The sequence below is a fragment of the Rhizobium sp. BT04 genome (assembly GCF_030053135.1).
Lineage (GTDB): Bacteria > Pseudomonadota > Alphaproteobacteria > Rhizobiales > Rhizobiaceae > Rhizobium > Rhizobium binxianense.
Genome location: NZ_CP125652.1, coordinates 4,025,685 through 4,049,512, shown reverse-complemented (window position 1 = coordinate 4,049,512; position 23,828 = coordinate 4,025,685). Strand labels below are relative to the sequence as shown.

Sequence of the window (23,828 nt, the reverse complement as noted above, 5' to 3'; positions counted from 1 at the left end):
ACGCACAGTCGTTCAATGGCACGCACAACGAGCGCTGCACGTACAGCCCCTCCCCCTTGTGGGAAAGGGCAGATCTGTTCGAACGCTTAGAGCTGTTCCAGCATTGCGGCAGCGCCCGAGACGGTTGCCTGGCCGGGGCTTTCCTCGATATTGAGGGCCTTGACGACGCCGTCCTCCACCAGCATCGAGTAACGCTTGGAGCGGAGGCCGAGGCCGCCGGCGGAGAGGTCGGCGTCGAGGCCGACGGCCTTGGTGAAGCCGGCATCCCAATCGGCGAGGAAGTGGATCTTGCCGACGCCGCCTGAGGACTGTGCCCAGGCGCCCATCACATGCCAGTCGTTGACAGCGACGACGGCGATGTCGTCTACGCCCTTGCCGAGGATGGTGTCGCGGTTTTCGAGATAACCCGGCAGGTGATTCAGCGAGCAGGTGGGCGTAAAGGCGCCCGGCACGGCAAAGAGCACGACGCGCTTGCCGGAAAACAGCTGCTCGGTGGTAATTTCAACAGGGCCGTCAGCCGTCTTTTCCTTAAAGGTGGCGGCAGGAAGCTTGTCGCCGATCGCGATGGTCATGGTCTTCTCCTTGGGTTCGGGCTTTGGGGGTTCTGCGGGTTCCAGCCTGGCGGCGGGCGCCGCAGGGGATCTGCAGCGACTATAAGATCCGGTCATTCAAAGGCAAGCGTCGTCTCCATCGCCCGCGCGCCGTCGATGACAAGCACACCCCAGCGTTTGCCTGATATGTCGTAATTCTCCGGCAGCTTGCCGATAGCGATATCGACCTTGAAAGTGGCGCCGTCGCGTTTGCCGCCGATCTGCTTGGTGAAAGCATAGCCGCTCGGCCCGGTGACGATGATATCGGGCGCGCTCTTGCCTTGACCTAGGCCCTCGCCCGGCAAAACCAGCGTCAGCGACAGCGTCTTCCCATCAGGCGACATCGCATGCGCCGTCACGTCGAAATCGGTCGATGGCGGCTTCGGCAGGGTCGCATCGGCGTCCTTGAGGATCGCCTCCTCCTGCGGGTGCGACTGGATGGCGGGGCCAAGCTTCAGCCGAAAATTCGCCTGGAAGGGTATGCAGATATCCCTGCAGATGCCGATGAAGGCGGCAGCGTCGATCTCGACCGGACCCTTGCCCGCCGCCGTCAACGAAAGCGGCAGCGTCACCGGCGCATCATAGGCGATATCCTCGATCGCGCCGTTGAAAAAATGCTTGGGAACGGGATAGGCGATGGCATCGAGCGAAACACCGCTGCCCGCCGCGATGGTCACCTGCGGCGGAATGCCATTGCCGCCGGGCTCCTTCCAATAGGTGATCCAGCCGGGTTTCGGCTCGATCTGCAGCGCGGCGCGGATTTTGCCCCCGGCATCGGGGGCGAGCGCCACCAGGCGCATGCGGCCGCCCTCATTGTCCGCCCAGCCGCTCATTTCCGCATGGGCGGAACAAAGGGGGACAAGGGCGGCGGCCACCGAAATGACCGCAAGGAAAAGCCGACGCGGAACCGAGGAAATAACCATCATGGAACAACGGTTTACCGAAACTGGTCTTTGGCCGCCAGCAGCCGCGGCGATTTAAATCTTCATTTTCAGTTGATTGATGTGTGACATTGGCCCATGCTTCTCTTGTCAAGGCCTCGGTGCGGTTGGCAGCAGGAGGAACGATGTCCTTATCGACGCTGAAGAACAGACGGGAACGTGGCTTCTTCGATGGCCAGTTCCTGATCGCCATGCCCGGCATCGAAGACCGCAACTTTGCCCGCACGGTGATCTATATCTGCGCGCATTCGGATGCCGGCGCCATGGGCTTCGTCATCAACCGGCCGCAGAGCCTGACCTTCACCGATGTGCTGCTGCATCTCGATATGATCAAGCAGGAAGATTCGATCGTGCTGCCGCAAAGGGCGCGCGACTTCCCGATCCAGACCGGCGGCCCGGTGGAAAGCGGCCGCGGCTTCGTGCTGCATTCGGACGATTATTCCAGCGACTCCTCGATCCCCGTCAGCGACGACATCTGCCTGACGGCAACGCTCGACATTGTGCGCGCCATCTCCAAGGGCAATGGCCCGACGCGGGCGACGATGCTGCTCGGCTATTCCTCCTGGGCAGCCGGCCAGCTGGAAAACGAGGTCGTCAACAATGGCTGGCTCACCTGCCCGGCCAATGAGGAACTGATCTTCGACCGCAGCCTCGACGACAAATACGAGCGGGCGCTCGCCGGCATGGGCGTGACCGCCGCCATGCTTTCGGCCGAAGCCGGGCATGCTTGAGACGCAGTTGGCCCGAGCAGCAATTTTGTCCCGAGAAACAGCTGGCTCGAGCCAGCGGGAACGAATAGCCGCAAGTGACGTTTCATTTCGGCAAGCATGGGCAAGAGGCCCATGCTGACCAAGGAGACATCACATATGGGTAGCACCAGCGACAAGATTTCCGGTAAGGCCAACGAGATTGCCGGCAAGACCAAGCAGGCCGTCGGCAAGGCCACGGATGATCGCGAAATGCAGGCCAAGGGCGCCGTTCAGGAAGCCAAAGGCAAGGGACAGGTCGCGACCGGCAAGGTCAAGGACAAGCTCAAGGGCGCCGTCGACCGGCTCTGAGCCACAAGCTCATCCGTCATGCACCATGCCTGCTGCGCCTCTCGCGCGGCAGGCATTTTTAATCCGCTCCCAACGCTTTGCAGAGATAACGATGAAGCTTTTCGCCTGCGACAATTGCGATCAGGTCGTCCACTTCGACAACCGGCATTGTGTGCGCTGCAACCATCGCCTCGGCTTCCTGCCCGGCGATCTCGCCATGCATGCGCTGGAGCCGCGCGACGACGCGCTCTGGCAGCTCGTTTCCGATCCCGACCGCGAGGTGCGCTTCTGCGCCAATGCCGGCCTCGATATCTGCAATTGGCTGGTGGACGGCGAAAGCGGGAGCGAATTCTGCGTCGCCTGCCGCCATAACCGGCTGGTTCCGAACACCGACACCCAGAACGGCATCGACCGCTGGCGGCGCATCAGCCAGGCGCAGCGTCATCTCTTCTATTCGCTCTTGCGCTGGAGGCTGCCGCATCCCGATCGGGCGCAAGACCCGCAGGGCGGCCTGGTCTTCGATTTCCTCGAGGATTCCCTGCAAAGCAACGGCTATGTCGTGCCCGCCATGACCGGCCACGAGGAAGGCCTGATCACCATCCGCGCCGCCGAGGCCGACGATGCGACGCGCGAACAGGCGCGCAGCTCGATGAACGAACCCTATCGCACGCTGCTTGGCCATTTCCGCCACGAGACCGGCCATTTCATCTGGAACAAGCTGGTGCGCGACCAGAATCGCCTCACGGATTTCCGCGCCGTCTTCGGCGACGAACGGCAGGATTATGCCGCAGCCCTGCAGAGCCATTATGCCGGCGGCGCGCCCCTGGGATGGCAGGACAATTTCATCAGCGCCTATGCGGCATCGCACCCCTGGGAGGATTTCGCCGAATGTTTCGCCCATTACCTCCATATCGTCGACACGCTGGAAACAGCCCGCGCCTTCGGCATCGCGATCGATCCACGCGGCCATGAGGAAATATCGGGCGAGGTCGATTTCCTCCCCTACCGGGCCAGAAGCGCCGAACAGCTGGTCAGCGCCTGGGTGCCGCTCAGCATCGCCATCAACGCCATCCAGCGCAGCATGGGCCAGCCGGACTCCTACCCTTTCGTGCTCTCCTCACCTGTTGTGGCAAAACTCGAATATCTGCACCGGCTGATCCAGGCCGCCGCGGCGCGGCAGCAATAGGCGACGAGAGAGATCCTCATTCCCTTCCTCGGGCTTTGCCCGAGGGATGTCACAGGAGGGAGCAAGATGAGAGGCAATCCTGCCCATCATCGACTCTCTCCGAAGCCCGTCGGTTGGTGGCGAGTGGTAAGCCAGCGGAGAGTTTGGCGCGAACGCCACCCCAATCTCCGTCATCCCAGGCCTTGAGCCTGGGATCCATGTCTCGTGCTGATGGACACCAGCGTGGATCCTCGGGGCACGCCCGAGGATGACGGAGGGTGGGGTTGGCGGAGAGCTTTCTGGCGAATGCGTGAGGCAGCTTCCTAAAACGAAACCGCCTTGCCCTTCTTGAACGGCTCCATGCCGCGGCGGGCGAGTTCGTCGGCGCGTTCGTTTTCCGGGTGGCCGGCGTGGCCCTTGACCCAGTGCAGCGTCACCTTGTGGCGGTTGCGGGCTTCCTCCAGCGCCTGCCAGAGCTCGGCATTCTTCACCGGCTTCTTGTCGGCGGTCTTCCAGCCGTTTTTCTTCCAGCCGAAAATCCACTTGGAGATGCCATCTTTGACATAGGCGCTGTCGGTATAGAGATCGACCTCGCAAGGGCTCTTCAAGGCCTGCAGCGCCGAGATCGCCGCCAGCAGCTCCATGCGGTTGTTGGTCGTATCCGCCTCGCCGCCGCAAAGCTCCTTTTCGACGTCGCCATAACGCAGCACGGCGCCCCAGCCGCCGGGGCCGGGATTGCCGGAGCATGCGCCGTCGGTGAAGATATCGACGTGTTTCATAGGCTCAATCCGTATTCGGCGGCCGAGCCGATCTGGCGGTGGAAGCGCAGTTTGCGCAGATATTCGAGCGGGTCCTTCTTGGTGACCATGGCGCCCTCCGGCGTCGTCAGCCAGTCATAGAGCCGGGTCAGGAAGAAGCGCAGCGCCGAGCCACGCGACAGCACCGGCAAAGCGGCGATCTCTTCGCCGCTCAGCGGCCTGACGCTCTGGTAGCCCGCCAGCATCGCCGTGCCCTTGGTGATGTTGTAGGCGCCGTCCTTTTCGAAGCACCAGGCGTTCAGGCAGATCGACACGTCATAGGCGAGCAGGTCGTTGCAGGCGAAATAGAAATCGATCAGGCCGGAGAGTTCGTCGCCCAGGAAGAAGACGTTGTCGGGGAAGAGGTCGGCATGGATGACGCCGGCAGGCAGGCTCTTCGGCCAGGCGGCGGCGAGGAAATCGAGTTCGCCGCGGATCTCGGTCTGCAGGCCGGGCTCGACCTCGCCGGCGCGCTCTGCCGATTTCTCCCAGAGCCCTCGCCAGCCATCGATCGACAGCGCGTTGGAACGCTTGAGTTCGAAACCGTCGCCGGCCACATGCATCTCGGCCAGTGCCCGGCCGACCTCGCGGCAATGCCTGGCCTCCGGCTTTCGCAGCCACATGCCCTCGAGGAAGGAGATCAGCGCCGCCGGGCGGCCGGAGAGCGAGCCGAGCAGCGCGCCGTCGCGTCGCGGCAGCGGCAGCGGGCAGGACAGGCCGCGGGCGGAGAGATGCTGCATCAGGCCGAGAAAGAACGGCAGGTCGGTCTTTTCCACCCGCTTCTCATAGAGCGTCAGGATCAGCGGGTCCTTGGAGGTGTGCAGCAGAAAATTGGAGTTTTCGACGCCTTCGGCGATGCCCTTATAGGAGAGCAGCGTGCCGGCGTCATATTCCGTCAGGAACCATTTCAGATCGTCTTCGGCGATATCGGTATAGACTGCCAAGTGAGGTCTCGCCCTTCATGCCCTGTTGATATTGGATTTGCCGGAGGAAAGGCCGATCTAGCCGTTGACGAAAGCCATGTCGGCCGCCGTCAGCTCGATGTTGCGCAGTTCGCGGTTGACGAGGAAATTTTCGGTCTCCTGCACCGTTTCGGCCAGCTCGACGCGGGCGTCGAAGCGGGCACGGAAAGCCTCGATGATCTCGTTGACGATGACCTCGGGGGCGGAGGCGCCGGCGGAAAGGCCGAGCGTCGATATCGCCCCGATCTCGTCCCAGTCGAGTTCGGCGGCGCGCTGCACGAGGATCGATTTCTTCGCCCCTGCCCTGAGCGCCACTTCGACGAGGCGCTTGGAATTGGACGAATTCGGCGCGCCGACGATGATGAAGAGATCGCAGCCGGGGGCGGCCTGCTTCACCACTTCCTGGCGGTTGGTCGTCGCATAACAGATCGAGTCCGCCGCCGGCGCCGTCAGGTTCGGGAAGCGCTCGTGCAGGCGGGCGATGACGCCGGCCGTATCGTCGACCGACAGCGTCGTCTGGGTGACATAGCCGAGATTGTCGGGATCGGCAGGGAGATAGGCATCGGCATCCTCGATCGTCTCGATCAGCGAAACCGAGCCCTCCGGCAATTGCCCCATCGTGCCGATCACCTCCGGATGGCCGGCATGGCCGATGAGGACGACATGGCGCCCGAGGCGATTGTGGCGCATCGCCTGCTTGTGGACCTTTGAGACCAGCGGGCAGGTGGCGTCAAGATAGAAGAGGTTGCGGCTCGCGGCATCCTCCGGCACGGATTTCGGCACGCCATGGGCGGAGAAGACCACCGGCTGGGCGCGATGTTCGGCCGGGATCTCGTCCAGTTCCTCGACGAAGACGGCGCCCTTGGCCTCCAGCCCCTCGACGACATAACGATTGTGGACGATCTCGTGGCGCACATAGACCGGCGCGCCATAGGATTTCAGCGCCAGCACGACGATCTGGATGGCGCGGTCGACGCCGGCGCAGAAGCCGCGCGGGCCGCAGAGCCTGATCGTCAAGGGAGGTTTCGCCGCAATATTCATGTCTGTTCCGGGTTGAGAGATTTAGGGACCTCTAGCCCAATATGGCCAAGAATTGAAGCGATACTATTGCGGGGCTGCCTTGGTCCCCTTGCGGAACCAGGAGATCACCACCACGACGACGAGCACGGCAGCAAGCCCGTACCAGGTAAAGGCATATTGCAGATGGTCGTTCGGCAGATCCACCTGGGTCACCCCGCCGATCGGCAGGCCGGCCGGATTGGGGGTGGAATCGGCATCGACGAAAAAGGGAATGACGCGCGCTTTCTCCAGCCCGACGCTGGAGGCCATGACGTCGAGGTCCTTCCAGTAGAAGATGTTCTTGGCGACGTCGTTGTCGGGCACCACCCAGGAGGGCTTGCCGGTCAGTTTGCTGCGCGCGAGACCGGTGACGGTCTGCTGATCCGTCAGCTGGCCCTGCATGCGCATCTCCGGCTCCTTATTGTCAAAGGGAACGAAGCCGCGATTGACGAAGAGCGCCCGCCCGTCGGCAAGTTCCAGCGGGGTATAGATGTAATAGCCGGTCTGGCCGCGCCAGGTGGCGAAGAAGTGCCGCTCCTTGTTGTTGATATAGCGGCCGGTGGCGGTGACCTTGCGATATTCGATATCGCCGCCTGCGGCCGCTATCGCCTCGATGTCGGCGAGCGGCACGGGGCTTGCTGCCTGGCGCGCGGCGATATCGGCAAGCAGGCCTTCCTTCCAGTGGAGGCGCTCCACCTGCCAGGTGCCAAGCGAAATCAGGATGGCGAGCGCGATCAGCACCAGGATGCCGGTTGCAACAGGCAGCCGGCGGCGCGGCGTTACGTGCTCTATTTCAGTCACTGAGGCGTCCTTCGCGGGCATTGTGGCGGTATTGCATGGCGATCAGGATGCCCTTGAACCAGCGCAGCGTCGTGAGCGACAGGATGATCGTCAATGGAGCAAAGAGCAGGATATGCACCCAGATCGGCGGTCCGTAATTCACCTGCAGCCACAGCACCATGCCGATGACGATGAAACCGACGATGAGGATGACGAAGACGGCCGGGCCGTCGCCGGAATCGGCGAAGGAATAATCGAGGCCGCAGGCGGCGCAGCGCGGTTTTACGCCGAGCAGGCCATCGAACAGCTTACCCTCGCCGCAGCGCGGGCAGCAGCCCTTGATGCCTGTCTTGACCGGATCGACGGGGGGAAAATGGGCGCGGTCCTCGTTCATGCCATTCCTTTGCGTAACCTTGGCGGCCGCGGCTTTTTCAATGCCGCCTTAACTCTCCCATAAATTATTCGCAGGACGAAGGGAAATGCCTGCGCGATTTCGTCACTGCAGAATTCCCCGAATCCGAATGCATTGAAGGGATTATGCGGAAAATCAAAGGGTTACAGCGTCCTTTGCTCGTCACCAAAAGACACGGCGCTGGTCTGATTCGCGCCAAACAGAAGAAGAAAACTGATGACCAACGACAGCCATTCCGTGCAGATCATTATCCTGAACGGCGCGCCGCGGAGCGGCAAATCAAGCATCGCCCGCGCAGTACAGGAACATTTCGAAGGGCCGTGGCTCAACCTCGGCGTCGACAGCTACAATGCCATGACGCCGGAGCGCTACCTGCCGGGCATCGGACTGCGGCCGGGCGGCGAACGGCCGGATCTGGAGGAACTGGTGCCGTTCTTTTATGCAGCACTCTACGAATCGATGGCTATCCATGCCGGGTTCGGCCTCAACGTCGTCGCCGATCTCGGCCATCACGATGGCTATTCGCAGCCGCTTGGCATTCTTGCCGATTGCGCCCGGCGCCTGGAAGACTTCCCCGTGCTGTTCGTCGGCGTGCGCTGTCCGATCGAGACGATCATGCAGCGGCGCGAGATTGCCCAAGAAGGGCGCGAGACGCTTTATCTCAGCGCCACGCGGGACGTGCCCGTTCCAGAACCGGTGCAACGCTGGCAGGACGAGGTGCATCGGCCCGGCATCTACGATATGGAGGTCGATACATCAGTGCTGACACCGCTCGAATGCGCCGAAGCGATCCGCCATCAGCTGGATCTCGGTATTCCCCAGCCTTCGGCCTTCGAACGGATCGCCGGGGAGCGTTGAGGCGATAAAGGCGCGCACTGAGCGCTCATCGCGGTCCAAAGTGTCGACCATCAACCCGGTCGTTCAACTAGCGTCAACAGCCGTGGCCGAGGTCGAGCAAAATGACACCCACCAACAAAAAAGGCGGGCACGAGGCCCGCCTTTTGCTTGACTATGGCTCCGATCAGCCTGCGGCCAGCGGAGCGCCCCAGCCGCCCCAGACGTAGATGCAGAAGAACAGGAACAGCCAGACGACGTCGACGAAATGCCAGTACCAGGCGGCCGCCTCGAAGCCGAAATGCTGCTTCGGGGTGAAGTCGCCGCGCAGCGCGCGCAGCAGGCAGACCAGCAGGAAGATCGTGCCGACCAGGACGTGGAAACCGTGGAAGCCGGTCGCCATGAAGAAGGTCGCGCCGTAGATCGAATTCTTGAAGGCGAAGGGCGCGTGGGCATATTCATAAGCCTGCACGGAGGAGAACAGGATGCCGAGCAGCACCGTCAGCGTCAGGCCCTGGATCAGGCCCTTGCGGTCGTTGTGCAGCAGCGCATGGTGCGCCCAGGTGACCGTCGTGCCCGACAGCAGCAGGATGACGGTGTTGTAGATCGGCAGATGCCAGGGATCGAGAACCTCGATGCCCTTCGGCGGCCAGGTGCCGCCGGTGTAGAGCAGGCGCGAGGCCTGGATCGCTTCGTTCGGATAGAGGCTGGCGTCGAAATAGGCCCAGAACCAGGCGACGAAGAACATCACTTCGGAAGCGATGAACATGATCATGCCGTAGCGCAAGTGCAGCGAGACGACGCGGGTGTGGGCGCCCTCATGGGCTTCCTTCACCGTATCGGCCCACCAGCCGTACATGACGTAGAGAACCAGGGCGAAGCCAATATAGAAGAGCCAGGGATTGGCGAGTTCGGCGCCGGCGACCTTGAACGAACCGCCGTTCAGGTAGCGCATGTAGCAGACGCCGCCGATCGCCATGATGAAGGCGCCGAGCGAGGCAAGAATCGGCCACGGGCTCGGATCGATGATGTGATAGTCGTGATTCTTCTGATGAGCATCGGCCATGTAGCTATCCCCGGTGTCTTCCTTCACTCCGCTCCCGGCATAGCCGGAAACGAGCCTTGATCAAAGTTTCTTTTCCATCTTCTCCGCTCCACCCTCATTCGAAGCCAGAGGCTTCGGACCCTCTTTCGGGTAGAACGTATATGACAGCGTCACCGTGTGGATGTTCTTCGATTCCACCGCCTTGACGATGTCAGGATCGATGTAGAACACCACCGGCATGTCGAGCTTCTCGCCCGGCTTCAGGTCCGTTTCCGTAAAGCAGAAACATTGCACCTTGTTGAAATAGACGCCCGCTTCGCCCGGCGTGACGTTGAAAACCGCCTGGCCGCGCTGGGTCTCGTTCGAGCGATTCTCGGCAGTGAAATTCACCTGGATCGTTTCGCCGATCTTCGGATTGACCTCGCGCTCGACCGGCTTGAAATCCCACTGAAGGCCCGGCGCGACATTGGCGTCGAAGGTGACGCGCATGGTGCGGTCGAGCACCACGCTCGACACCTGGTCGACGCGCTGGGTCGTGCCGTTATAACCGGTCACCTGGCAGAAGATGCGGTAGAGCGGCACGGCGGCATAGCTCATCGCGCCCATGCCGAAGACGAAGCTCAGGCACATCATGACGACGGCGCCGTTGTTGCGGCCCTGTTTCTTCGGTGCGGCGGCGTTGTCGCTCATCCGGCCATCCCCCCGCCGATCTTCACGATGGTGATCGCGTAGAAGAGAATGACGAGGCCGGCGAGCACCAGCCCGAGAGCGACGTTGCGGTTGCGGCGCGACTTGCGCTGCGCTTCGGTGAGCTTGACCATTTCCATCAGAACCAACCTCCCGCATGCGAGACCAGCAGCGAGGCCAGCCGGTCGATCATCAAGGCGGAGAACACGGCGAAGAGATAGAAGATCGAAAAGGCGAAGAGCTTCTTGGCCGGGATCATCTTCAGATCGCCGTCGGGCATGCGCCAGACGGCGATGGAACAGTATATGAAGATGGCGCCGAGGGCCGCAGTGACGAGGCCATAACCCAGGCTCGCGAAACCGAGGAAGGACGGCAAGACCGCGCAGATGGCGGTCAGCACCGCATAGGCGACGATCTGATGTTTGGTCACCCGCTCGCCGGCGACATTCGGCAGCATCGGCACGCCGACGGCCTCGTAATCGCGCATCTTGAAGAGGGCCAGCGCCCAGAAATGCGCCGGCGTCCACAGGAAGATGATGAGGAAGAGAACGGTGCTCTCGATCGTCACGCTGTTGGTGACGCAAGCCCAGCCGATCATCGGCGGGAAGGCGCCGGCGGCACCGCCGATGACGATGTTCTGCGGCGTCGAGCGCTTCAGCCACATGGTGTAGACAACGGCGTAGAAGAAGATGGTGAAGGCGAGGATGCCGGCCGAGAGCCAGTTGACGGCCAGGCCGAGGATGACGACCGAGAAGCCTGACAGCACCAGGCCGAAGGCGAGCGCCTCCGACGGCGCGATGCGGCCGGCCGGGATCGGACGGTTGGCGGTGCGGCTCATGATCGCGTCGATATCGGCGTCATACCACATGTTCAACGCGCCGGAGGCGCCGGCGCCGACGGCGATACAGAGGATGGCGATCAGCCCGAGGACGGGATGGATGTGACCCGGCGCCAGCACGAGACCGGCAAAGGCAGTGAAGACCACGAGCGACATCACCCGTGGTTTCAGCAATTCAAAATAATCGCGCGCACTCGCTTCCGACAATTCGCCGTCCTTTGCAAGCACCTCGTGATTGTCGATGACCGTCATCATTCCGTCCTGAATGTCAAACTATCAGGACGCCGTATCGAATGCGGCGTCCTGATGATCCGCGCAATTACTTGATGCGCGGAAGCTGTTCCCACTGGTGGTAGGGCGGCGGCGAAGGCAGCTGCCATTCGAGCGTCGTTGCACCCTCACCCCACGGATTGTCGCCGGCAACGCGCTTCTTGGCGAAGGCTTCGAAGACGCCGTAGAGGAAGATCAGCACACCGAAGGCCGAGATGTAGGAGCCGATGGAGGACACATAGTTCCAGCCGGCAAAGGCATCCGGATAATCGATGTAGCGGCGCGGCATGCCGGCCAGACCGAGGAAGTGCTGCGGGAAGAACACCAGGTTGACGCCGATGAACATGATCCAGAAATGCAGCTTGCCGACCAGCTCGTTGTACATGTAGCCGGTCATCTTCGGGAACCAGTAGTACCAGCCGGCGAAGATCGCGAAGACGGCGCCGAGCGACAGAACGTAGTGGAAGTGGGCCACGACGTAATAGGTGTCATGCAGCGAGCGGTCGAGACCGGCATTGGCGAGCTGGACGCCGGTGACGCCGCCGACCGTGAACAGGAAGATGAAGCCGATCGCCCAGAGCATCGGCGTGCGGAACGAGATCGAGCCGCCCCACATCGTCGCGATCCAGGAGAAGATCTTCACACCTGTCGGAACGGCGATGACCATCGTCGCGAAGACGAAGTAGCGCTGCGCGTCGAGCGACAGGCCGACCGTGTACATGTGGTGGGCCCAGACGACGAAGCCGACGGCGCCGATCGCGACCATGGCGTAGGCCATGCCGAGGTAGCCGAAGATCGGCTTCTTCGAGAAGGTCGAGATGATGTGGCTGATCATGCCGAAGCCCGGCAGGATGAGGATGTAGACTTCCGGGTGACCGAAGAACCAGAACAGGTGCTGGTAAAGGATTGGGTCGCCGCCGCCTTCCGGAGAGAAGAAGGAAGTGCCGAAGTTGCGGTCGGTCAGCAGCATGGTGATGCCGCCTGCCAGAACCGGCAGCGACAGCAGGAGCAGGAAGGCGGTGATCAGCACCGACCAGGCAAACAGCGGCATCTTGTGCAGCGTCATGCCGGGCGCGCGCATGTTGAGGATGGTGGTGATGAAGTTGATCGCACCGAGGATCGACGAGGCGCCGGCAATGTGGAGCGCGAAGATCGCAAGATCGACCGCCGGGCCCGGCGTGCCGCTGGTTGCCAGCGGCGGATACATCGTCCAGCCGCCGCCCGTGCCATAGGCGCCTGCCGGGCCTTCGACGAACATCGACAGCAGCAGCAGCGCGAAGGCGGGAACGATCAGCCAGAAGGAGATGTTGTTGAGGCGCGGGAAGGCCATGTCGGGCGCGCCGATCATGATCGGCACCATCCAGTTGGCAAAACCGCCGATCATCGCCGGCATGACCATGAAGAAGATCATGATCAGCGCGTGCGCCGTGGTGAACATGTTGAACATCTGCTTGGCGCCGTCGATGGCGGCATCGCCCTCATAGCCGTAGACCATGGAGGCCAGGCCGTGGAAGATCTGAATACCAGGCTCCTGCAGCTCCATGCGCATGGCAACCGACAGCGCGCCGCCGATGATGCCGGCAATGATCGCGAAGATCAGGTAGAGCGTGCCGATGTCCTTGTGGTTCGTCGAGAACAGCCAGCGATTGACAAAGCTCGGCTTGTGCCCGTGATCGTGGTGATCGTGATCGTCATGCGCGTGGTCGTGGTGGGCGTGATCATGAGAATGATCGTCGTGAGCGGAAGGTCCAGCCATTGTCCCGATCCCCTTTAATTACTGTGCTTCGGCAACGTCGAGGGTCTTTGCGGGACCATCGGTTGCGGCCATGAGTGTCTTGTAGGCGCCGGGCAGGTCGCTGGCGGCTGCGGTCAGCCACTGCTTGTACTTGTCCTCGGAGACGACGCGGATGGCGATCGGCATGAACGCATGGTCCTTGCCGCAGAGCTCGGAACACTGGCCATAGAACAGGCCCTCGCGCTCGGCCCTGAACCAGGTCTCGTTGAGACGGCCCGGCACGGCATCGATCTTGACGCCGAAAGACGGCATGGCGAAAGCGTGGATGACGTCGGTCGGCGCCGAGGTCACGAGAACGCGGACCGTCTTGTTGACAGGCAGGACCAGCTCGTTGTCGACGGCGAGAAGCCTCGGATAGATCGACTTGTCTTCCTTGCCGGCAGCGGCGCGATCCTGATCCTTCAGCAAGTAGGAATCGAAAGCCAGCGGGCTCTCGCCCGAACCTTCATATTCGTAGTTCCACTGCCACTGGGTGGCGGTCGCCTTGATCGTGACGTCGGGGTTTTCGGGCAGCGTCAGCTGCGCCGTCAGCAGGTTGAACGAGGGAATGGCGAGAAGGAGCAGCACGAGGACCGGCCCCACGGTCCAGGCAATCTCGATCAGCGTGTTATGGCTCGTCTTCGAGGGAACCGGGTTCGCGCTGGCGCGGAACTTGAAACAGACGACGATGAGCAGGACCAGAACGAAGAGCGTGATCGGAACGATAAACCACAGGGTATATTGTTCGAACCAATGAATTTCCCGCATGATCGGCGTTGCCGCCGGCTGCAGCGTCGCCTGCCACGGCATGGGCTGGTCGGCATATGTGCCGGAAGCAAAAAGCAGACAGACCAGCGTGGTCAGGGCTGCATAAGCCTTCTTCATCACCTTATTATCTCCCTCGAGCGCTTGACCTGCAAAATAGAACGCAGAATCCTTGCCATCTTCAGCGCTTCAAACCACAGTTTGGCATTTGCCGCAACAGGCCAGAGCAATTGTCTATGCGGCATTTTTGCTGAAAGCATAGGCAGGCGGGAACGGCAAAACATCCCAAGTTTTTCATCAGCATATGAAAAATCGGCTTTCCGGCCAATCCGCGCGCGACACATTATTTCGCAAAGGTCCAATTTCCGCCGCAGTCCCCCGGTTTTCACGGGGTGGGGCTTTTCATTTTTGGTGGGCAGCTTCAACAATAGCCGCAATGATTCGATATCCAGAGGTTTCCATGGGTTTCCGTTCCCTCGCGCAGTCGCTTCTCGTGACTGCCAGCATCGCGGCCGCAGCGACGACGCCCGTTTTCGCGCAACAACCCACGCCGTCACCGGCCAAGCCGCCGGCTGCCGCGCCGGCGCCTGCTCCTGCCCCGGCGCCGCAGCAGCCGAATGCCGCCAGCCCGAATATCCAGGTAACGCCCGGCCAGACCCAGCCGCAGGCGCCGGGCACGGTGAAGTCCAATCACGGCGCATGGTCCGTCGTCTGCGACAAGCCGGCGGGCGCCGCGACCGAACAATGCGCGCTGATGCAGAATGTCATCGCCGAGGACCGGCCCGAGGTCGGGCTTTCCGTCGTCGTGTTGAAGACCGCCGACCGCAAGTCGAAGATTCTGCGCGTTCTGGCGCCGCTCGGCGTGCTGCTGCCGAACGGCCTCGGGCTCAATGTCGACGGCAAGGATATCGGCCGCGCCTATTTCGTCCGCTGCTTCGCCGACGGCTGTTATGCCGAAGTCGTGCTCGAGGACGAACTGCTCAAGACCTTCCGCAGCGGCGCCCAGGCAACCTTCATCGTCTTCCAGACCCCCGAAGAAGGCATCGGCATTCCTGTTGATCTCAAGGGCTTCGCCGAAGGTTTTGACGCTCTGCCGTGATGGCGGGCTGCGACGGCGTCGAGCGTAGAGTGCAACTACGCTCCCATTCCGTCACCCATCGCCGTCCTTACTCCAGAAGCTCAACCCATACTCCGTCATGCTCGGGCCTGTCCCGAGCATCTGCAGCCGGCTGATATGTAGCAGATCCTCGGCACAAGGCCGAGGATGACGGAGGGCGCGTTTTGCCGCTCCCATCCCTTTAAAAAAAAGAATTATTCGACGGCGGGGCTTCACTCCTTATTATGTGGAGCCCTATCTAGGGAGTAAGTGCATTCCTGAACGCATGCCCATTGGAGCCATACCATGACCACCGATCTCCTGACGCTTTTCGATGCCGACGAAGCGACGATGCGCAAGCACGTGGCCGAAGCGCTGTCCGGCGCCGATGACGGCGAGCTGTTCATCGAGCACTCACAGGCGGAAGCGCTGACCTTCGACAATGGCCGTCTGAAGGGCGGCAGCTTCAACACCGAGCAAGGGTTCGGCCTGCGCGCCGTGGCCGGCGAAGCGGTGGGTTACGCCCATGCCGGCGATCTCTCGGTGGCGGCGCTGAAGCGGGCGGCGGATGCCGTCGGCGCGGTGACGCGCGGCTATTCCGGCTCTTATGCCGCCGCACCCCAAGGCACCAACAAGAAATTCTACGGCGACCAGAACCCGATCGGCCAGCCGAGCTTCGAGGAGAAGGTCAAGGTCCTGCAGGACATTGACGCCTATCTCAGAGGCAAGAACGACAAGGTGCGGCAGGTGACGGCCTCGGTCGCCGCCAGCTGGCAGGTCGTCGATATCCTGCGTGCCGACGGACACCGTGTGCGCGACATCCGGCCGATGACGCGCATCAATATTTCGGTGATGGTCGGCGAAGGCGATCGCCAGGAGAGCGGCTCCTACGGCCACGGCGGGCGCATCGGCTTCGGCGATTTCATCGCCGAGGGCAGCTGGCAATACGGCGCCGACGAGGCGCTGCGCCAGGCGCTCGTCAATCTCGAAGCGATCGACGCGCCAGCGGGCACGATGGATGTCGTGCTCGGCTCCGGCTGGCCTGGCGTGATGCTGCATGAGGCTGTCGGTCACGGGCTGGAAGGCGATTTCAACCGCAAGAAGACCTCGGCCTTTTCAGGCCTTCTCGGCCAGATGGTCGCCGCGCCTGGCGTCACCGTCGTCGACGACGGCACGATCGACAACCGCCGTGGCTCGATCACCATCGACGACGAGGGCACGCCATCGGGCTACAACGTGCTGATCGAGAACGGCAAGCTCGTCGGCTACATGCAGGATCGGCAGAACGCCCGGCTGATGGGCATGCAGCCCACCGGCAACGGCCGCCGCCAGGGCTATGCGCATGTGCCGATGCCGCGCATGACCAACACCTATATGCTCGGCGGCGACAAGACGCCCGAGGAGATCATCGCCTCGGTGAAAAAGGGCATCTATGCCGTCTCCTTCGGCGGCGGCCAGGTGGACATCACCTCGGGCAAGTTCGTCTTCGGCTGCACCGAGGCCTATCTGATCGAGAACGGCAAGGTCGGCGCGCCGATCAAGGGCGCGATGCTGATCGGCAACGGGCCGGACGCGATGAAGCGGGTGTCGATGATCGGCAACGATATGAAACTCGACACCGGCATCGGCAATTGCGGCAAGGCCGGCCAGTGGGTTCCGGTCGGCGTCGGCCAGCCGCATCTGCGCATGGATCAGATCACCGTCGGCGGCACGCAGACCTGAGGCGAAAGGATTCTCTGATGGCGGACATCGAAATCAGACCCTTCGCATCAGATGACGCCGATGCCGTGCTGTCGGTGATCCTGCCGATCCAGCGCGAGGAATTCGGCATCGACATCACCGCGGATGCACAGCCGGATCTCCGGGTCATTCCGGATTTCTATCAGTCCGGCAAAGGTGAGTTCTGGGTCGCCGTCAAGGACGGTGCCATCGTCGGCACGGTTGGGCTGAAGGACATCGGCAACAACCAGGCGGCGCTGCGCAAGATGTTCGTCTCAGCCGCGGTGCGCGGCCGCGAGCACGGCGTGGCGGCACGGCTCCTCGATCGCCTGATCGCCCATGCCAGGGACGCCGGCCTCACCGATATCTTCCTCGGCACGACCGACAAATTCGTCGCGGCGCATCGTTTCTACGAGAAGAACGGCTTTAGCGAAATCGCCAAAAGCGCCCTGCCCCGCTCCTTCCCGCTGATGGCGGTGGACAGCAAGTTCTACCGTTATAAGGTCGGCTGACTTTATCGGCCGACCTGCATCAGCTCTTCGGCACCTCCGCCGGCCGAAACAGCCACTTCCGTTCGATCGCGGCGGCAAGATCGAGATCGTTGTGGCGGGCAAACAGCAAGAGATGGCCGAGAACGTCGGCGGCCTCGTCGGCGAGGTCGCGCTGCATGTCTTCAGGCGAGCGGCCCTTCGCACGGCCGCGGCCGGTCAGCCGGTTCCATGCCTGGGTCAGTTCGCCCATTTCCTCCTGCAGCTTCAGCAGGAACCAGTCGGCATCGCGCTCGATATTGTTGGCAGCGACATGAACGGAGGATGAGGCTTCGAACTGGTCGGCAAGACGGCGCAGCATGGATGTTCTCCTTTTGTTTATGGAGGAGACGCTGATTCCCGATGCTTGTCCAGCGTGAATTGCCGCAGTGCGCGGTGGCGATCAGCTGTGGTCCGGCAGCAGCATGCAGTCATAGGAGCGCTGCTTCAGCGCATCGCAGGCCGAGACGGCGGCATCCTTGCTGGCAAAGCCGACGAAGCGGGCGCGGTAGATCTTGTTGGCGCCCTGCCCGACCGCCTCGGTATAGGGCGAAGCGGAAACGAGCGGCGCGCCGCCTTCCGACTGCGCCTGGGCGAGAAGCGCACGCGCGGCATCGGCGCTCGGCGCGGCCGAGATCTGGATCTGCCAGTCGCCATCAGCCTGTTTCGCCGAGGTCTTCACTGTCTTGCCGGCGTTCAGGATTTCGTCCATCGCGACCGGGCGCTCCAGCGGCACGACGGCGTCGTCGGCATAGGCCAGGCTCTTGGCCGCGAGATCGTCGACTGGCCGCGGTGCGTTGAGCGGCACCGGTACATCGGCAGCATCGGCGGCGGAGGCGACTTCGACGGCTTCCTTGGCGCCGACGCTCGCCACCAGCTTGGCGCCGCCGGAAGAGGAGGCACGGCCGAGATAGCGGTCGAGCAAACCCGCCATCTTGTCGTCGCGGCTGCGGGCGGTGCGGCCGCCGAGCACGACGCCGACCACGCGGCGGTTGCCGTCCCGGACGGCGCTGACCAGATTGAAGCCGGAGGCGTTGGTGTAACCGGTCTTGATGCCGTCCATGCCCTGGTAGCGGTACATGAGATTGTTGTGGCCGCGCACGGTGCGGCCGCGAAAATTGAAACTTGCCGCCGAAAACAGCCGGTATTCGTTCGGATAATTTTTCATCAGCGCGACGGCGAGCGTCGACATGTCACGCGCCGTCGTCACCTGGCGGCCGTCCGGCAGGCCTGATGCGTTGACGAAGACGGTGCGGCTCATGCCGAGCTGGCGGGCTTTGGCCGTCATCATCTGGGCAAAGCCGCTTTCCGAGCCGCCGAGCTTCTCGCCCATGGCGGAGGCGGCATCATTGGCGGATTTGATGATCATGCCATAGACCGCCTCGCGCACGGTGATCGTGCCGCCGGCCTTGACGCCAAGCTTGGTCGGCGGCCGGGAGGCGGCGTATTTCGACATCTTGATCGGCGTATCCCAGGCGATCTTGCCGCGTTTCAACGCCTCGAAGGTGAGATAGAGCGTCATCATCTTGGTCAGCGAGGCCGGATGGTTCAGCGTATCGGCGTTTTCGGCGGCGAGAACCTTGCCGGTGCGGGCATCGAGGATCAAGGAAGCGCTGCCGGCAAGGGCCGCAAGCGGCGCCGAAACGGCAAGCGTTACGGTCAAAACAGCCGCCAAAAGCTTTCTCATGCATGTCCCCTTGATGCGCCAGGCTCGTCAGTCAGATCGGCATTTGTGCCGTAATATGACAGAAGCCGTAAGTTTGGCGCGACTTTGAGGCAACGCCTACCATTTTTCTAGTCTTTTCATCGTCTTGGTTAATGCGAAATGAAGCATCTGCGCCGAATCGGGATTCAGCAAGGCTTAAGTCGCTCTTGCTAGTTTCCGACAAAGGCAGGGGACAGACGGCGGATGACGGGACAATTGAAGCGATTGGCAAAACGCGCAGCGATCGGCGCCGGGCTCGAGCTTTCCTGGCTGCTCGCTTTGGCAGGGCTGATGCGGCAAGCGCGCGGACGGGGCGTCGTCTTCACACTGCATCATGTCCGTCCGCACGTGCCTGAGGCTTTCGAGCCGAACGCGCATCTCGAAATCACCCCGCGCTTTCTCGATGCGGCGCTCGGGCGGCTGAAGCGGGAGGGTTATCGCTTCGTGCCACTCGATCAGGTGCCAGGGCTGCTGGCGGAGCCCGAGGGTGGGAAGCCGTTTGCCGCTTTCACGCTCGACGACGGCTACATCAACAATCTCGAACATGCGCTGCCGGTATTCGAGCGGCACCGGGCGCCGTTTACAGTGTTCGTCGCCCAGGGTTTTGCCGAGGGCTCGCACAGCATCTGGTGGGAGACGCTCGCCGTCCTGTTGCGTCGGCAAAACGAAATCCACTTCGATTTCGGCCGCGGCAGCGAGCGGCTGGCGCTCGACAGCCCACAGCAGCAATGGCACGCCTTCGACCGCTTCGCCTGGTATATCCACCGCTCCGATGAGGCGGGCGCCGTCGCCGCCATCGACAGGCTGGCGCGGGAAAACGGCATCGAGCCGACCGATATCACGCGCGAACTGGTGATGCAGCCCGATCAATTGCGATGGCTCGCCGGGCATCCGCTCGCATTGCTTGGCGCCCACACGATCAGCCATCGCGCGCTTGCCCGCCTGCCGGAAGCCGAAGCGCGGATCGAGATGCAGGTTTCGGCTGATTACGTCGAGGCGGTGACCGGCATCCGTCCCGAGACGATCGCCTATCCCTATGGCACACCGGAGGCTGCGACCGGCCGCGAAGCGAGGATTGCCCGCAATCTCGGCTTTACCTTAGCGGTCACCACCCAGCCCGGACTGCCGTCAGCGCAGCTGACCGGCTATCTCCCCCGCATGTCGCTCAACGGCTTCTACCAGAAGCGACGCTATGTCTCGGCGCTCGCCTCCGGCATTCCGCTGAAGCTGATGGGCCGGTAGGCCTTTCAGGGATACATCCTGACCTTGTCCCATTCGCCTTGCGGGGATGGCCGGCGGAATTCGACGCGGTCATGCAGGCGGAATTTCTGGTCTTTCCAGAATTCGATCGAGGTCGGCCGAATGCGAAAGCCCGACCAGTGGGCGGGGCGGGGAATCTCGCCGATGGCGTAACGGGCGGTGTATTCGGCTACGGCTTTCTCAAGCGCGAATCGGCTTTCGAGCGGGCGGGACTGCTTGGAGGCCCAGGCGCCGATGCGGCTGCCGCGCGCCCGCGTCTGGAAATAGGCGTCGGCTTCGGCGTCGGTGACGACCTCGACGGGACCGCGCAGCCTTACCTGGCGGCGCAGGCTTTTCCAGTGAAAGCACATGGCGGCCTTTTTCTGGCCCAGAATTTCACGGCCTTTCTGACTCTCGAAATTGGTGTAAAAGACGAAACCGTCGTCATCGAATCCTTTCAGGAGAACCATGCGGACATTGGGAAGACCATCCTCATCGACCGTTGCCAGCGCCACGGCATTCGGGTCGTTGGGTTCGGAGGCCTCCGCTTCTTTCAGCCATTCGGCAAAGAGCTTGAAGGGTTCGCCACTTTCGGTAAAGTCACCGCTTGTTAACTCGTTTGCCGACATATTGGTTCAAATGCCCCGGATTATTCAAAACTCGCCCAGCTTTTGATAACTGGACAGGACGCAGGGTGGAAGTCATAGCAAAGTCAAATCGCCATACAAAGGGCCTGCGGCAACGCAGCAGCGCGTTCTTCGTCATTGGCGTTGCCATGCTTTTGCTTTCCGGCTGCGTTGGCAGCGGCATGGATTTTTTGAGCGAAGCCAAGGTCGACCGGTCGGTGGCAACCGGCACCGTGCCGCAGACGCCGCCGAGCACTGACACGCTCTCCGACGAGATGACCGTGCGCAACGCCGTGACCTCGGCCGACGTGCAAAGGCTCGAAGGCCAGCCGCTTCCCTGGGCGAATGCATCGACGGGCAGCGCCGGCGTCATCGATACGATCGTCGAGAACAATGAGTCGGGCCAGGTCTGCCGCCAGTTCCGCACGACCCGGCATTCCTATGTCGGCATCGCCAAATTCTACGGCAAGACCTGCCTCGTCGGCGGCGGCAACTGGCAGCTTTTGAGCTTCCAGCCGGAAAGCTGATTCCGGCGGGAAAGCTGATTCCGGCGGGAAAGTTAATCCGGCGGGAGAGCCGATCTGGTTCACCGACAGGTTAACGCCCGACGGCTTTCTAGCGAATGCTTAGCAAAGAGCTAACCATTCGGGGCAAAACACTCCACATCTCTCCATAGAAATAAGAAGTGATTAGCAACTCCAACGCACGATCGGCGTTGAGAGTGGCTCTGCCTGCCTTTGCGGCGGGTGGCGCCGCGCACGTGATATTGGAGTTTCGGGATGCCGGGCAAGGACGTGGCTTCCCGCATCGCAACACCGGCGGTTTTGACATGCGCGATCCTTACAAAATTCTGGGCGTCAAGCGCGACGCGGCAGCAGACGAGATCAAGGCGGCTTGGCGCAACATGGCCAAATCAGCCCATCCCGACCACAATCAGGGCGACCCGTCGGCGACGGCCCGATTCGCCGAGATCGGCCGCGCCTATGAAACGCTGAAGGACCCGCGCAAACGCAGCCTGTTCGACAATGCCGTGCGGATGGCGGAAGCCAAGAAACAAGAACAGACGATCATGCAGCAGCGCCAGGCCGCGCGCGAGGCTGCGATCCGCGCCAAGGCGGCGCAGGCCAATGCCGAGCGGGTGATGGAAGAGCTGGCGCGTGCCGCCCAGAAGGCGGCCGCCGACGGCTCCAGACAACAGGCGGGAACGGCTGAGCCTGCCGACGAGATGGTCGAGCGCATTTTCGGCGCCCAGGCGCGTGCTGCGGCCGGCGGCCAGGCGCAGGCTCGCCCGCAACAGGCACAATACCAACAGACCCAAAACCAGCAAAGCCAGAACCAGCAGGCCCCAAACCAGCAGCCAGGCGACGCCGCCGAGGCCGACACCAAGGGCGACGAGGAAACCGGCGAGACCGTCGCGAATGCCGGCGCCACCCTGCCGCTGCCGCTCAGCATCCTGACAAACCTGGTACGCCGTTTCACCGGCGCCAAGGATACGGGTCTCGAAAAAGCACCGGATGAGGTGACGACGGCGACGGTGACGATCGACGACGTCTTGAAGAGCGGCTGGATCACCGCGTCGCTGCCGGAGGGCCGCGAAATCGGCTTCGCCTTGCCGGCAGGCACGACAGACGGTCACGAGATCAGGCTCAAAGGTCAAGGTTTCAAGCTGCCGGGCATGCAGCGGGGCGACGCCGTCATCAACATCCGCATCGCAGCCGATCCGCGCTTCACGGTCGACGGTTTCGATCTGCACGCCGTGCTGCCGCTCAGCATCGAAAATGCCGTGCTCGGCACCGAGGCGCGCATCGACGGACCGAGCGGGCCGCTGAACGTTACCATCCCCGCATGGTCGGGCTCGGATAAGACGATCAGAATCCCCGGCCAGGGATTGCCCCGCGAAGAGGGCGGCAGAGGCGATCTCGTCGTCGAATTGCGCATTATCCTGTGGGAAAAACCCGACGATAAAGTCACCGATCTCATGCGGAGCATGCGCGAAGGCCTGTTCCTATGAAATTTTTATGACATTCGCACCCTTTGTTACGATACCTAACAGTTGATGATCCAGGCCAAGCTTGAACCGATTAACGGCCTATGCCATAGGCAGGATCGATCAGAATTCCTAGGGAGCGAAATATGGCTCAAGCATCCGGCCTCATGGCAGGCAAACGCGGCGTCATCATGGGTGTCGCCAACAATCGTTCGATTGCGTGGGGTATTGCCAAGGCCATTCATGCGCAGGGCGGCGAAGTCGCGCTCACCTATCAGGGCGATGCGCTGAAGAAGCGCGTCGAGCCGCTCGCCGCCGAAATCGGCGCGACGCTCGTCGGCCACTGTGACGTCGCCGACGAAGCCACCATCGACGAGGTTTTCGCCAACGTCGAAAAGCTGTGGGGCAAGATCGATTTCCTCGTGCACGCGATCGGCTTCTCCGACAAGGACGAGCTGACCGGACGCTATGTCGACACCTCGGCCGACAATTTCGCCAAGACGATGCAGATCTCCGTCTATTCCTTCACCTCGGTCGCACGCCGCGCCGAGAAGCTGATGACGGATGGCGGCGCCATGCTGACGCTGACCTATTACGGCGCCGAAAAGGTAATGCCGAACTATAACGTCATGGGCGTCGCCAAAGCCGCGCTCGAGGCAAGCGTCAAATATCTCGCCGTCGACCTCGGGCCGCAGAACATCCGCGTCAACGCCGTCTCGGCCGGGCCGATCAAGACGCTCGCCGCCTCCGGCATCGGCGATTTCCGCTACATTCTGAAGTGGAACGAATATAACGCGCCGCTGCGCCGCACCGTCACCATCGAGGAAGTCGGCGATGTCGGCCTCTATCTCCTGTCGGACCTCTCGCGTTCCGTCACCGGCGAAGTGCACCATGCCGACAGCGGCTATCATGTCATCGGCATGAAGGCGGTCGACGCGCCCGACATTTCCGTCGTCAAGGACTGATCCCCTTC

Annotated in this window: 28 protein-coding genes; 11 read left to right on the top strand and 17 right to left on the bottom strand. The window is 62.3% G+C overall.

Going from position 1 to position 23,828, the window contains the following annotated elements; translation table 11 throughout:
• Window positions 1-86 precede the first annotated feature (86 nt).
• Complete coding sequence (locus tag QMO82_RS27980) at window positions 87-572, bottom strand: peroxiredoxin (RefSeq protein ID WP_183605947.1); 486 nt, start codon at window positions 570-572, stop codon at window positions 87-89.
• Window positions 573-664: 92 nt separating this feature from the next.
• The gene (locus QMO82_RS27975; protein ID WP_183605946.1) at window positions 665-1,516 is read right to left on the bottom strand and encodes a protein-disulfide reductase DsbD domain-containing protein; all 852 of its coding nucleotides are present in this window, start codon (window positions 1,514-1,516) and stop codon (window positions 665-667) included.
• A gap of 140 nt (window positions 1,517-1,656) precedes the next feature.
• Between QMO82_RS27975 and QMO82_RS27970 the strand changes: the two genes are divergently transcribed.
• The 3 genes from QMO82_RS27970 (at window position 1,657) to QMO82_RS27960 (ending at window position 3,754) form a co-directional block, all read left to right on the top strand.
• Entirely contained in the window at window positions 1,657-2,262 is a 606-nt protein-coding gene (locus QMO82_RS27970; RefSeq protein ID WP_183605945.1) for a YqgE/AlgH family protein, read from the top strand.
• Between the two features lie 135 nt (window positions 2,263-2,397).
• A complete protein-coding gene (locus QMO82_RS27965; protein WP_003546001.1) occupies window positions 2,398-2,589 on the top strand; it encodes a CsbD family protein in 192 nt (63 codons plus the stop codon).
• Between the two features lie 91 nt (window positions 2,590-2,680).
• Window positions 2,681-3,754, top strand: a complete 1,074-nt coding sequence (locus QMO82_RS27960) for a putative zinc-binding metallopeptidase (protein ID WP_183605944.1) — start codon at window positions 2,681-2,683, stop codon at window positions 3,752-3,754.
• Between the two features lie 302 nt (window positions 3,755-4,056).
• On the opposite strand, the gene rnhA is transcribed toward QMO82_RS27960, so the two are convergent.
• The 5 genes from rnhA to QMO82_RS27935 all read right to left on the bottom strand — a co-directional run bounded on the left by rnhA (window position 4,057) and on the right by QMO82_RS27935 (window position 7,725).
• Entirely contained in the window at window positions 4,057-4,512 is a 456-nt protein-coding gene (rnhA, locus tag QMO82_RS27955) for a ribonuclease HI (protein WP_003584727.1), read from the bottom strand.
• The gene (locus QMO82_RS27950; protein WP_183605943.1) at window positions 4,509-5,474 is read right to left on the bottom strand and encodes a homoserine kinase; all 966 of its coding nucleotides are present in this window, start codon (window positions 5,472-5,474) and stop codon (window positions 4,509-4,511) included. Before QMO82_RS27950 ends, rnhA begins: the two co-directional genes overlap by 4 nt.
• 57 nt (window positions 5,475-5,531) lie before the next feature.
• Window positions 5,532-6,533, bottom strand: a complete 1,002-nt coding sequence (gene ispH / locus QMO82_RS27945) for a 4-hydroxy-3-methylbut-2-enyl diphosphate reductase (protein ID WP_183605942.1) — start codon at window positions 6,531-6,533, stop codon at window positions 5,532-5,534.
• 63 nt (window positions 6,534-6,596) lie between these two features.
• On the bottom strand, window positions 6,597-7,352 hold the full coding sequence (locus QMO82_RS27940) for an SURF1 family protein (RefSeq protein ID WP_183605941.1): 756 nt from the start codon (window positions 7,350-7,352) through the stop codon (window positions 6,597-6,599).
• Window positions 7,345-7,725 carry a DUF983 domain-containing protein gene (locus tag QMO82_RS27935; RefSeq protein ID WP_183605940.1) on the bottom strand — a complete coding sequence of 127 codons (381 nt, stop codon included), beginning with the start codon at window positions 7,723-7,725 and terminating at the stop codon, window positions 7,345-7,347. The genes QMO82_RS27940 and QMO82_RS27935 overlap by 8 nt, the downstream gene beginning before the upstream one ends.
• Before the next feature lie 234 nt (window positions 7,726-7,959).
• Between QMO82_RS27935 and QMO82_RS27930 the strand changes: the two genes are divergently transcribed.
• Entirely contained in the window at window positions 7,960-8,601 is a 642-nt protein-coding gene (locus QMO82_RS27930) for a chloramphenicol phosphotransferase CPT family protein (RefSeq protein WP_183605939.1), read from the top strand.
• Window positions 8,602-8,764: 163 nt separating this feature from the next.
• Here QMO82_RS27930 and QMO82_RS27925 read toward each other — a convergent pair whose 3' ends face one another.
• From QMO82_RS27925 to QMO82_RS27895, 7 genes are all read right to left on the bottom strand, one after another.
• Entirely contained in the window at window positions 8,765-9,643 is an 879-nt protein-coding gene (locus tag QMO82_RS27925) for a cytochrome c oxidase subunit 3 (protein ID WP_183605938.1), read from the bottom strand.
• Between the two features lie 60 nt (window positions 9,644-9,703).
• A complete protein-coding gene (locus QMO82_RS27920) occupies window positions 9,704-10,312 on the bottom strand; it encodes a cytochrome c oxidase assembly protein (RefSeq protein WP_183605937.1) in 609 nt (202 codons plus the stop codon).
• Window positions 10,309-10,449 carry a hypothetical protein gene (locus QMO82_RS27915; protein ID WP_028755765.1) on the bottom strand — a complete coding sequence of 47 codons (141 nt, stop codon included), beginning with the start codon at window positions 10,447-10,449 and terminating at the stop codon, window positions 10,309-10,311. The genes QMO82_RS27920 and QMO82_RS27915 overlap by 4 nt, the downstream gene beginning before the upstream one ends.
• The gene (locus tag QMO82_RS27910; RefSeq protein ID WP_097619438.1) at window positions 10,449-11,399 is read right to left on the bottom strand and encodes a heme o synthase; all 951 of its coding nucleotides are present in this window, start codon (window positions 11,397-11,399) and stop codon (window positions 10,449-10,451) included. The genes QMO82_RS27915 and QMO82_RS27910 overlap by 1 nt, the downstream gene beginning before the upstream one ends.
• Window positions 11,400-11,466: 67 nt before the next feature.
• On the bottom strand, window positions 11,467-13,173 hold the full coding sequence (gene ctaD / locus QMO82_RS27905) for a cytochrome c oxidase subunit I (protein WP_183605936.1): 1,707 nt from the start codon (window positions 13,171-13,173) through the stop codon (window positions 11,467-11,469).
• Window positions 13,174-13,191: 18 nt separating this feature from the next.
• The gene (coxB, locus tag QMO82_RS27900; RefSeq protein ID WP_032983170.1) at window positions 13,192-14,076 is read right to left on the bottom strand and encodes a cytochrome c oxidase subunit II; all 885 of its coding nucleotides are present in this window, start codon (window positions 14,074-14,076) and stop codon (window positions 13,192-13,194) included.
• Window positions 14,076-14,381: a hypothetical protein gene (locus QMO82_RS27895; protein ID WP_143540721.1), complete on the bottom strand. Its 306-nt coding sequence runs from the start codon at window positions 14,379-14,381 to the stop codon at window positions 14,076-14,078. The genes coxB and QMO82_RS27895 overlap by 1 nt, the downstream gene beginning before the upstream one ends.
• An 11-nt stretch (window positions 14,382-14,392) precedes the next feature.
• Between QMO82_RS27895 and QMO82_RS27890 the strand changes: the two genes are divergently transcribed.
• From QMO82_RS27890 to QMO82_RS27880, 3 genes are all read left to right on the top strand, one after another.
• Window positions 14,393-15,055, top strand: a complete 663-nt coding sequence (locus tag QMO82_RS27890; RefSeq protein ID WP_179874161.1) for an invasion associated locus B family protein — start codon at window positions 14,393-14,395, stop codon at window positions 15,053-15,055.
• Between the two features lie 303 nt (window positions 15,056-15,358).
• A complete protein-coding gene (gene tldD, locus QMO82_RS27885; protein ID WP_183605935.1) occupies window positions 15,359-16,774 on the top strand; it encodes a metalloprotease TldD in 1,416 nt (471 codons plus the stop codon).
• Between the two features lie 17 nt (window positions 16,775-16,791).
• Complete coding sequence (locus QMO82_RS27880; protein ID WP_183605934.1) at window positions 16,792-17,283, top strand: GNAT family N-acetyltransferase; 492 nt, start codon at window positions 16,792-16,794, stop codon at window positions 17,281-17,283.
• 19 nt (window positions 17,284-17,302) lie between these two features.
• Here QMO82_RS27880 and QMO82_RS27875 read toward each other — a convergent pair whose 3' ends face one another.
• Together QMO82_RS27875 and QMO82_RS27870 are read right to left on the bottom strand one after the other, a co-directional pair.
• Window positions 17,303-17,620 (bottom strand): pyrophosphatase, encoded by a 318-nt coding sequence (locus QMO82_RS27875; RefSeq protein WP_183605933.1) that lies wholly within the window; start codon window positions 17,618-17,620, stop codon window positions 17,303-17,305.
• A gap of 81 nt (window positions 17,621-17,701) precedes the next feature.
• Entirely contained in the window at window positions 17,702-18,985 is a 1,284-nt protein-coding gene (locus tag QMO82_RS27870) for a D-alanyl-D-alanine carboxypeptidase family protein (protein ID WP_183605932.1), read from the bottom strand.
• Window positions 18,986-19,207: 222 nt separating this feature from the next.
• Here QMO82_RS27870 and QMO82_RS27865 point away from each other — a divergent pair, with 222 nt between their 5' ends.
• Window positions 19,208-20,245: a polysaccharide deacetylase family protein gene (locus tag QMO82_RS27865; protein WP_183605931.1), complete on the top strand. Its 1,038-nt coding sequence runs from the start codon at window positions 19,208-19,210 to the stop codon at window positions 20,243-20,245.
• 5 nt (window positions 20,246-20,250) lie between these two features.
• Here the strand turns inward: QMO82_RS27865 and pdxH are convergent, their stop codons facing one another.
• Window positions 20,251-20,871 (bottom strand): pyridoxamine 5'-phosphate oxidase, encoded by a 621-nt coding sequence (gene pdxH / locus QMO82_RS27860; protein WP_183605930.1) that lies wholly within the window; start codon window positions 20,869-20,871, stop codon window positions 20,251-20,253.
• A 65-nt stretch (window positions 20,872-20,936) separates the two neighbouring features.
• On the opposite strand from pdxH, the gene QMO82_RS27855 reads away from it, so the two are divergent.
• The 3 genes from QMO82_RS27855 to fabI all read left to right on the top strand — a co-directional run bounded on the left by QMO82_RS27855 (window position 20,937) and on the right by fabI (window position 23,820).
• On the top strand, window positions 20,937-21,395 hold the full coding sequence (locus QMO82_RS27855; protein WP_183605929.1) for an RT0821/Lpp0805 family surface protein: 459 nt from the start codon (window positions 20,937-20,939) through the stop codon (window positions 21,393-21,395).
• A gap of 302 nt (window positions 21,396-21,697) precedes the next feature.
• The gene (locus QMO82_RS27850; RefSeq protein WP_183605928.1) at window positions 21,698-22,879 is read left to right on the top strand and encodes a DnaJ C-terminal domain-containing protein; all 1,182 of its coding nucleotides are present in this window, start codon (window positions 21,698-21,700) and stop codon (window positions 22,877-22,879) included.
• Window positions 22,880-23,001: 122 nt separating this feature from the next.
• Window positions 23,002-23,820 carry an enoyl-ACP reductase FabI gene (fabI, locus tag QMO82_RS27845; RefSeq protein ID WP_049736024.1) on the top strand — a complete coding sequence of 273 codons (819 nt, stop codon included), beginning with the start codon at window positions 23,002-23,004 and terminating at the stop codon, window positions 23,818-23,820.
• Window positions 23,821-23,828 lie beyond the last annotated feature (8 nt).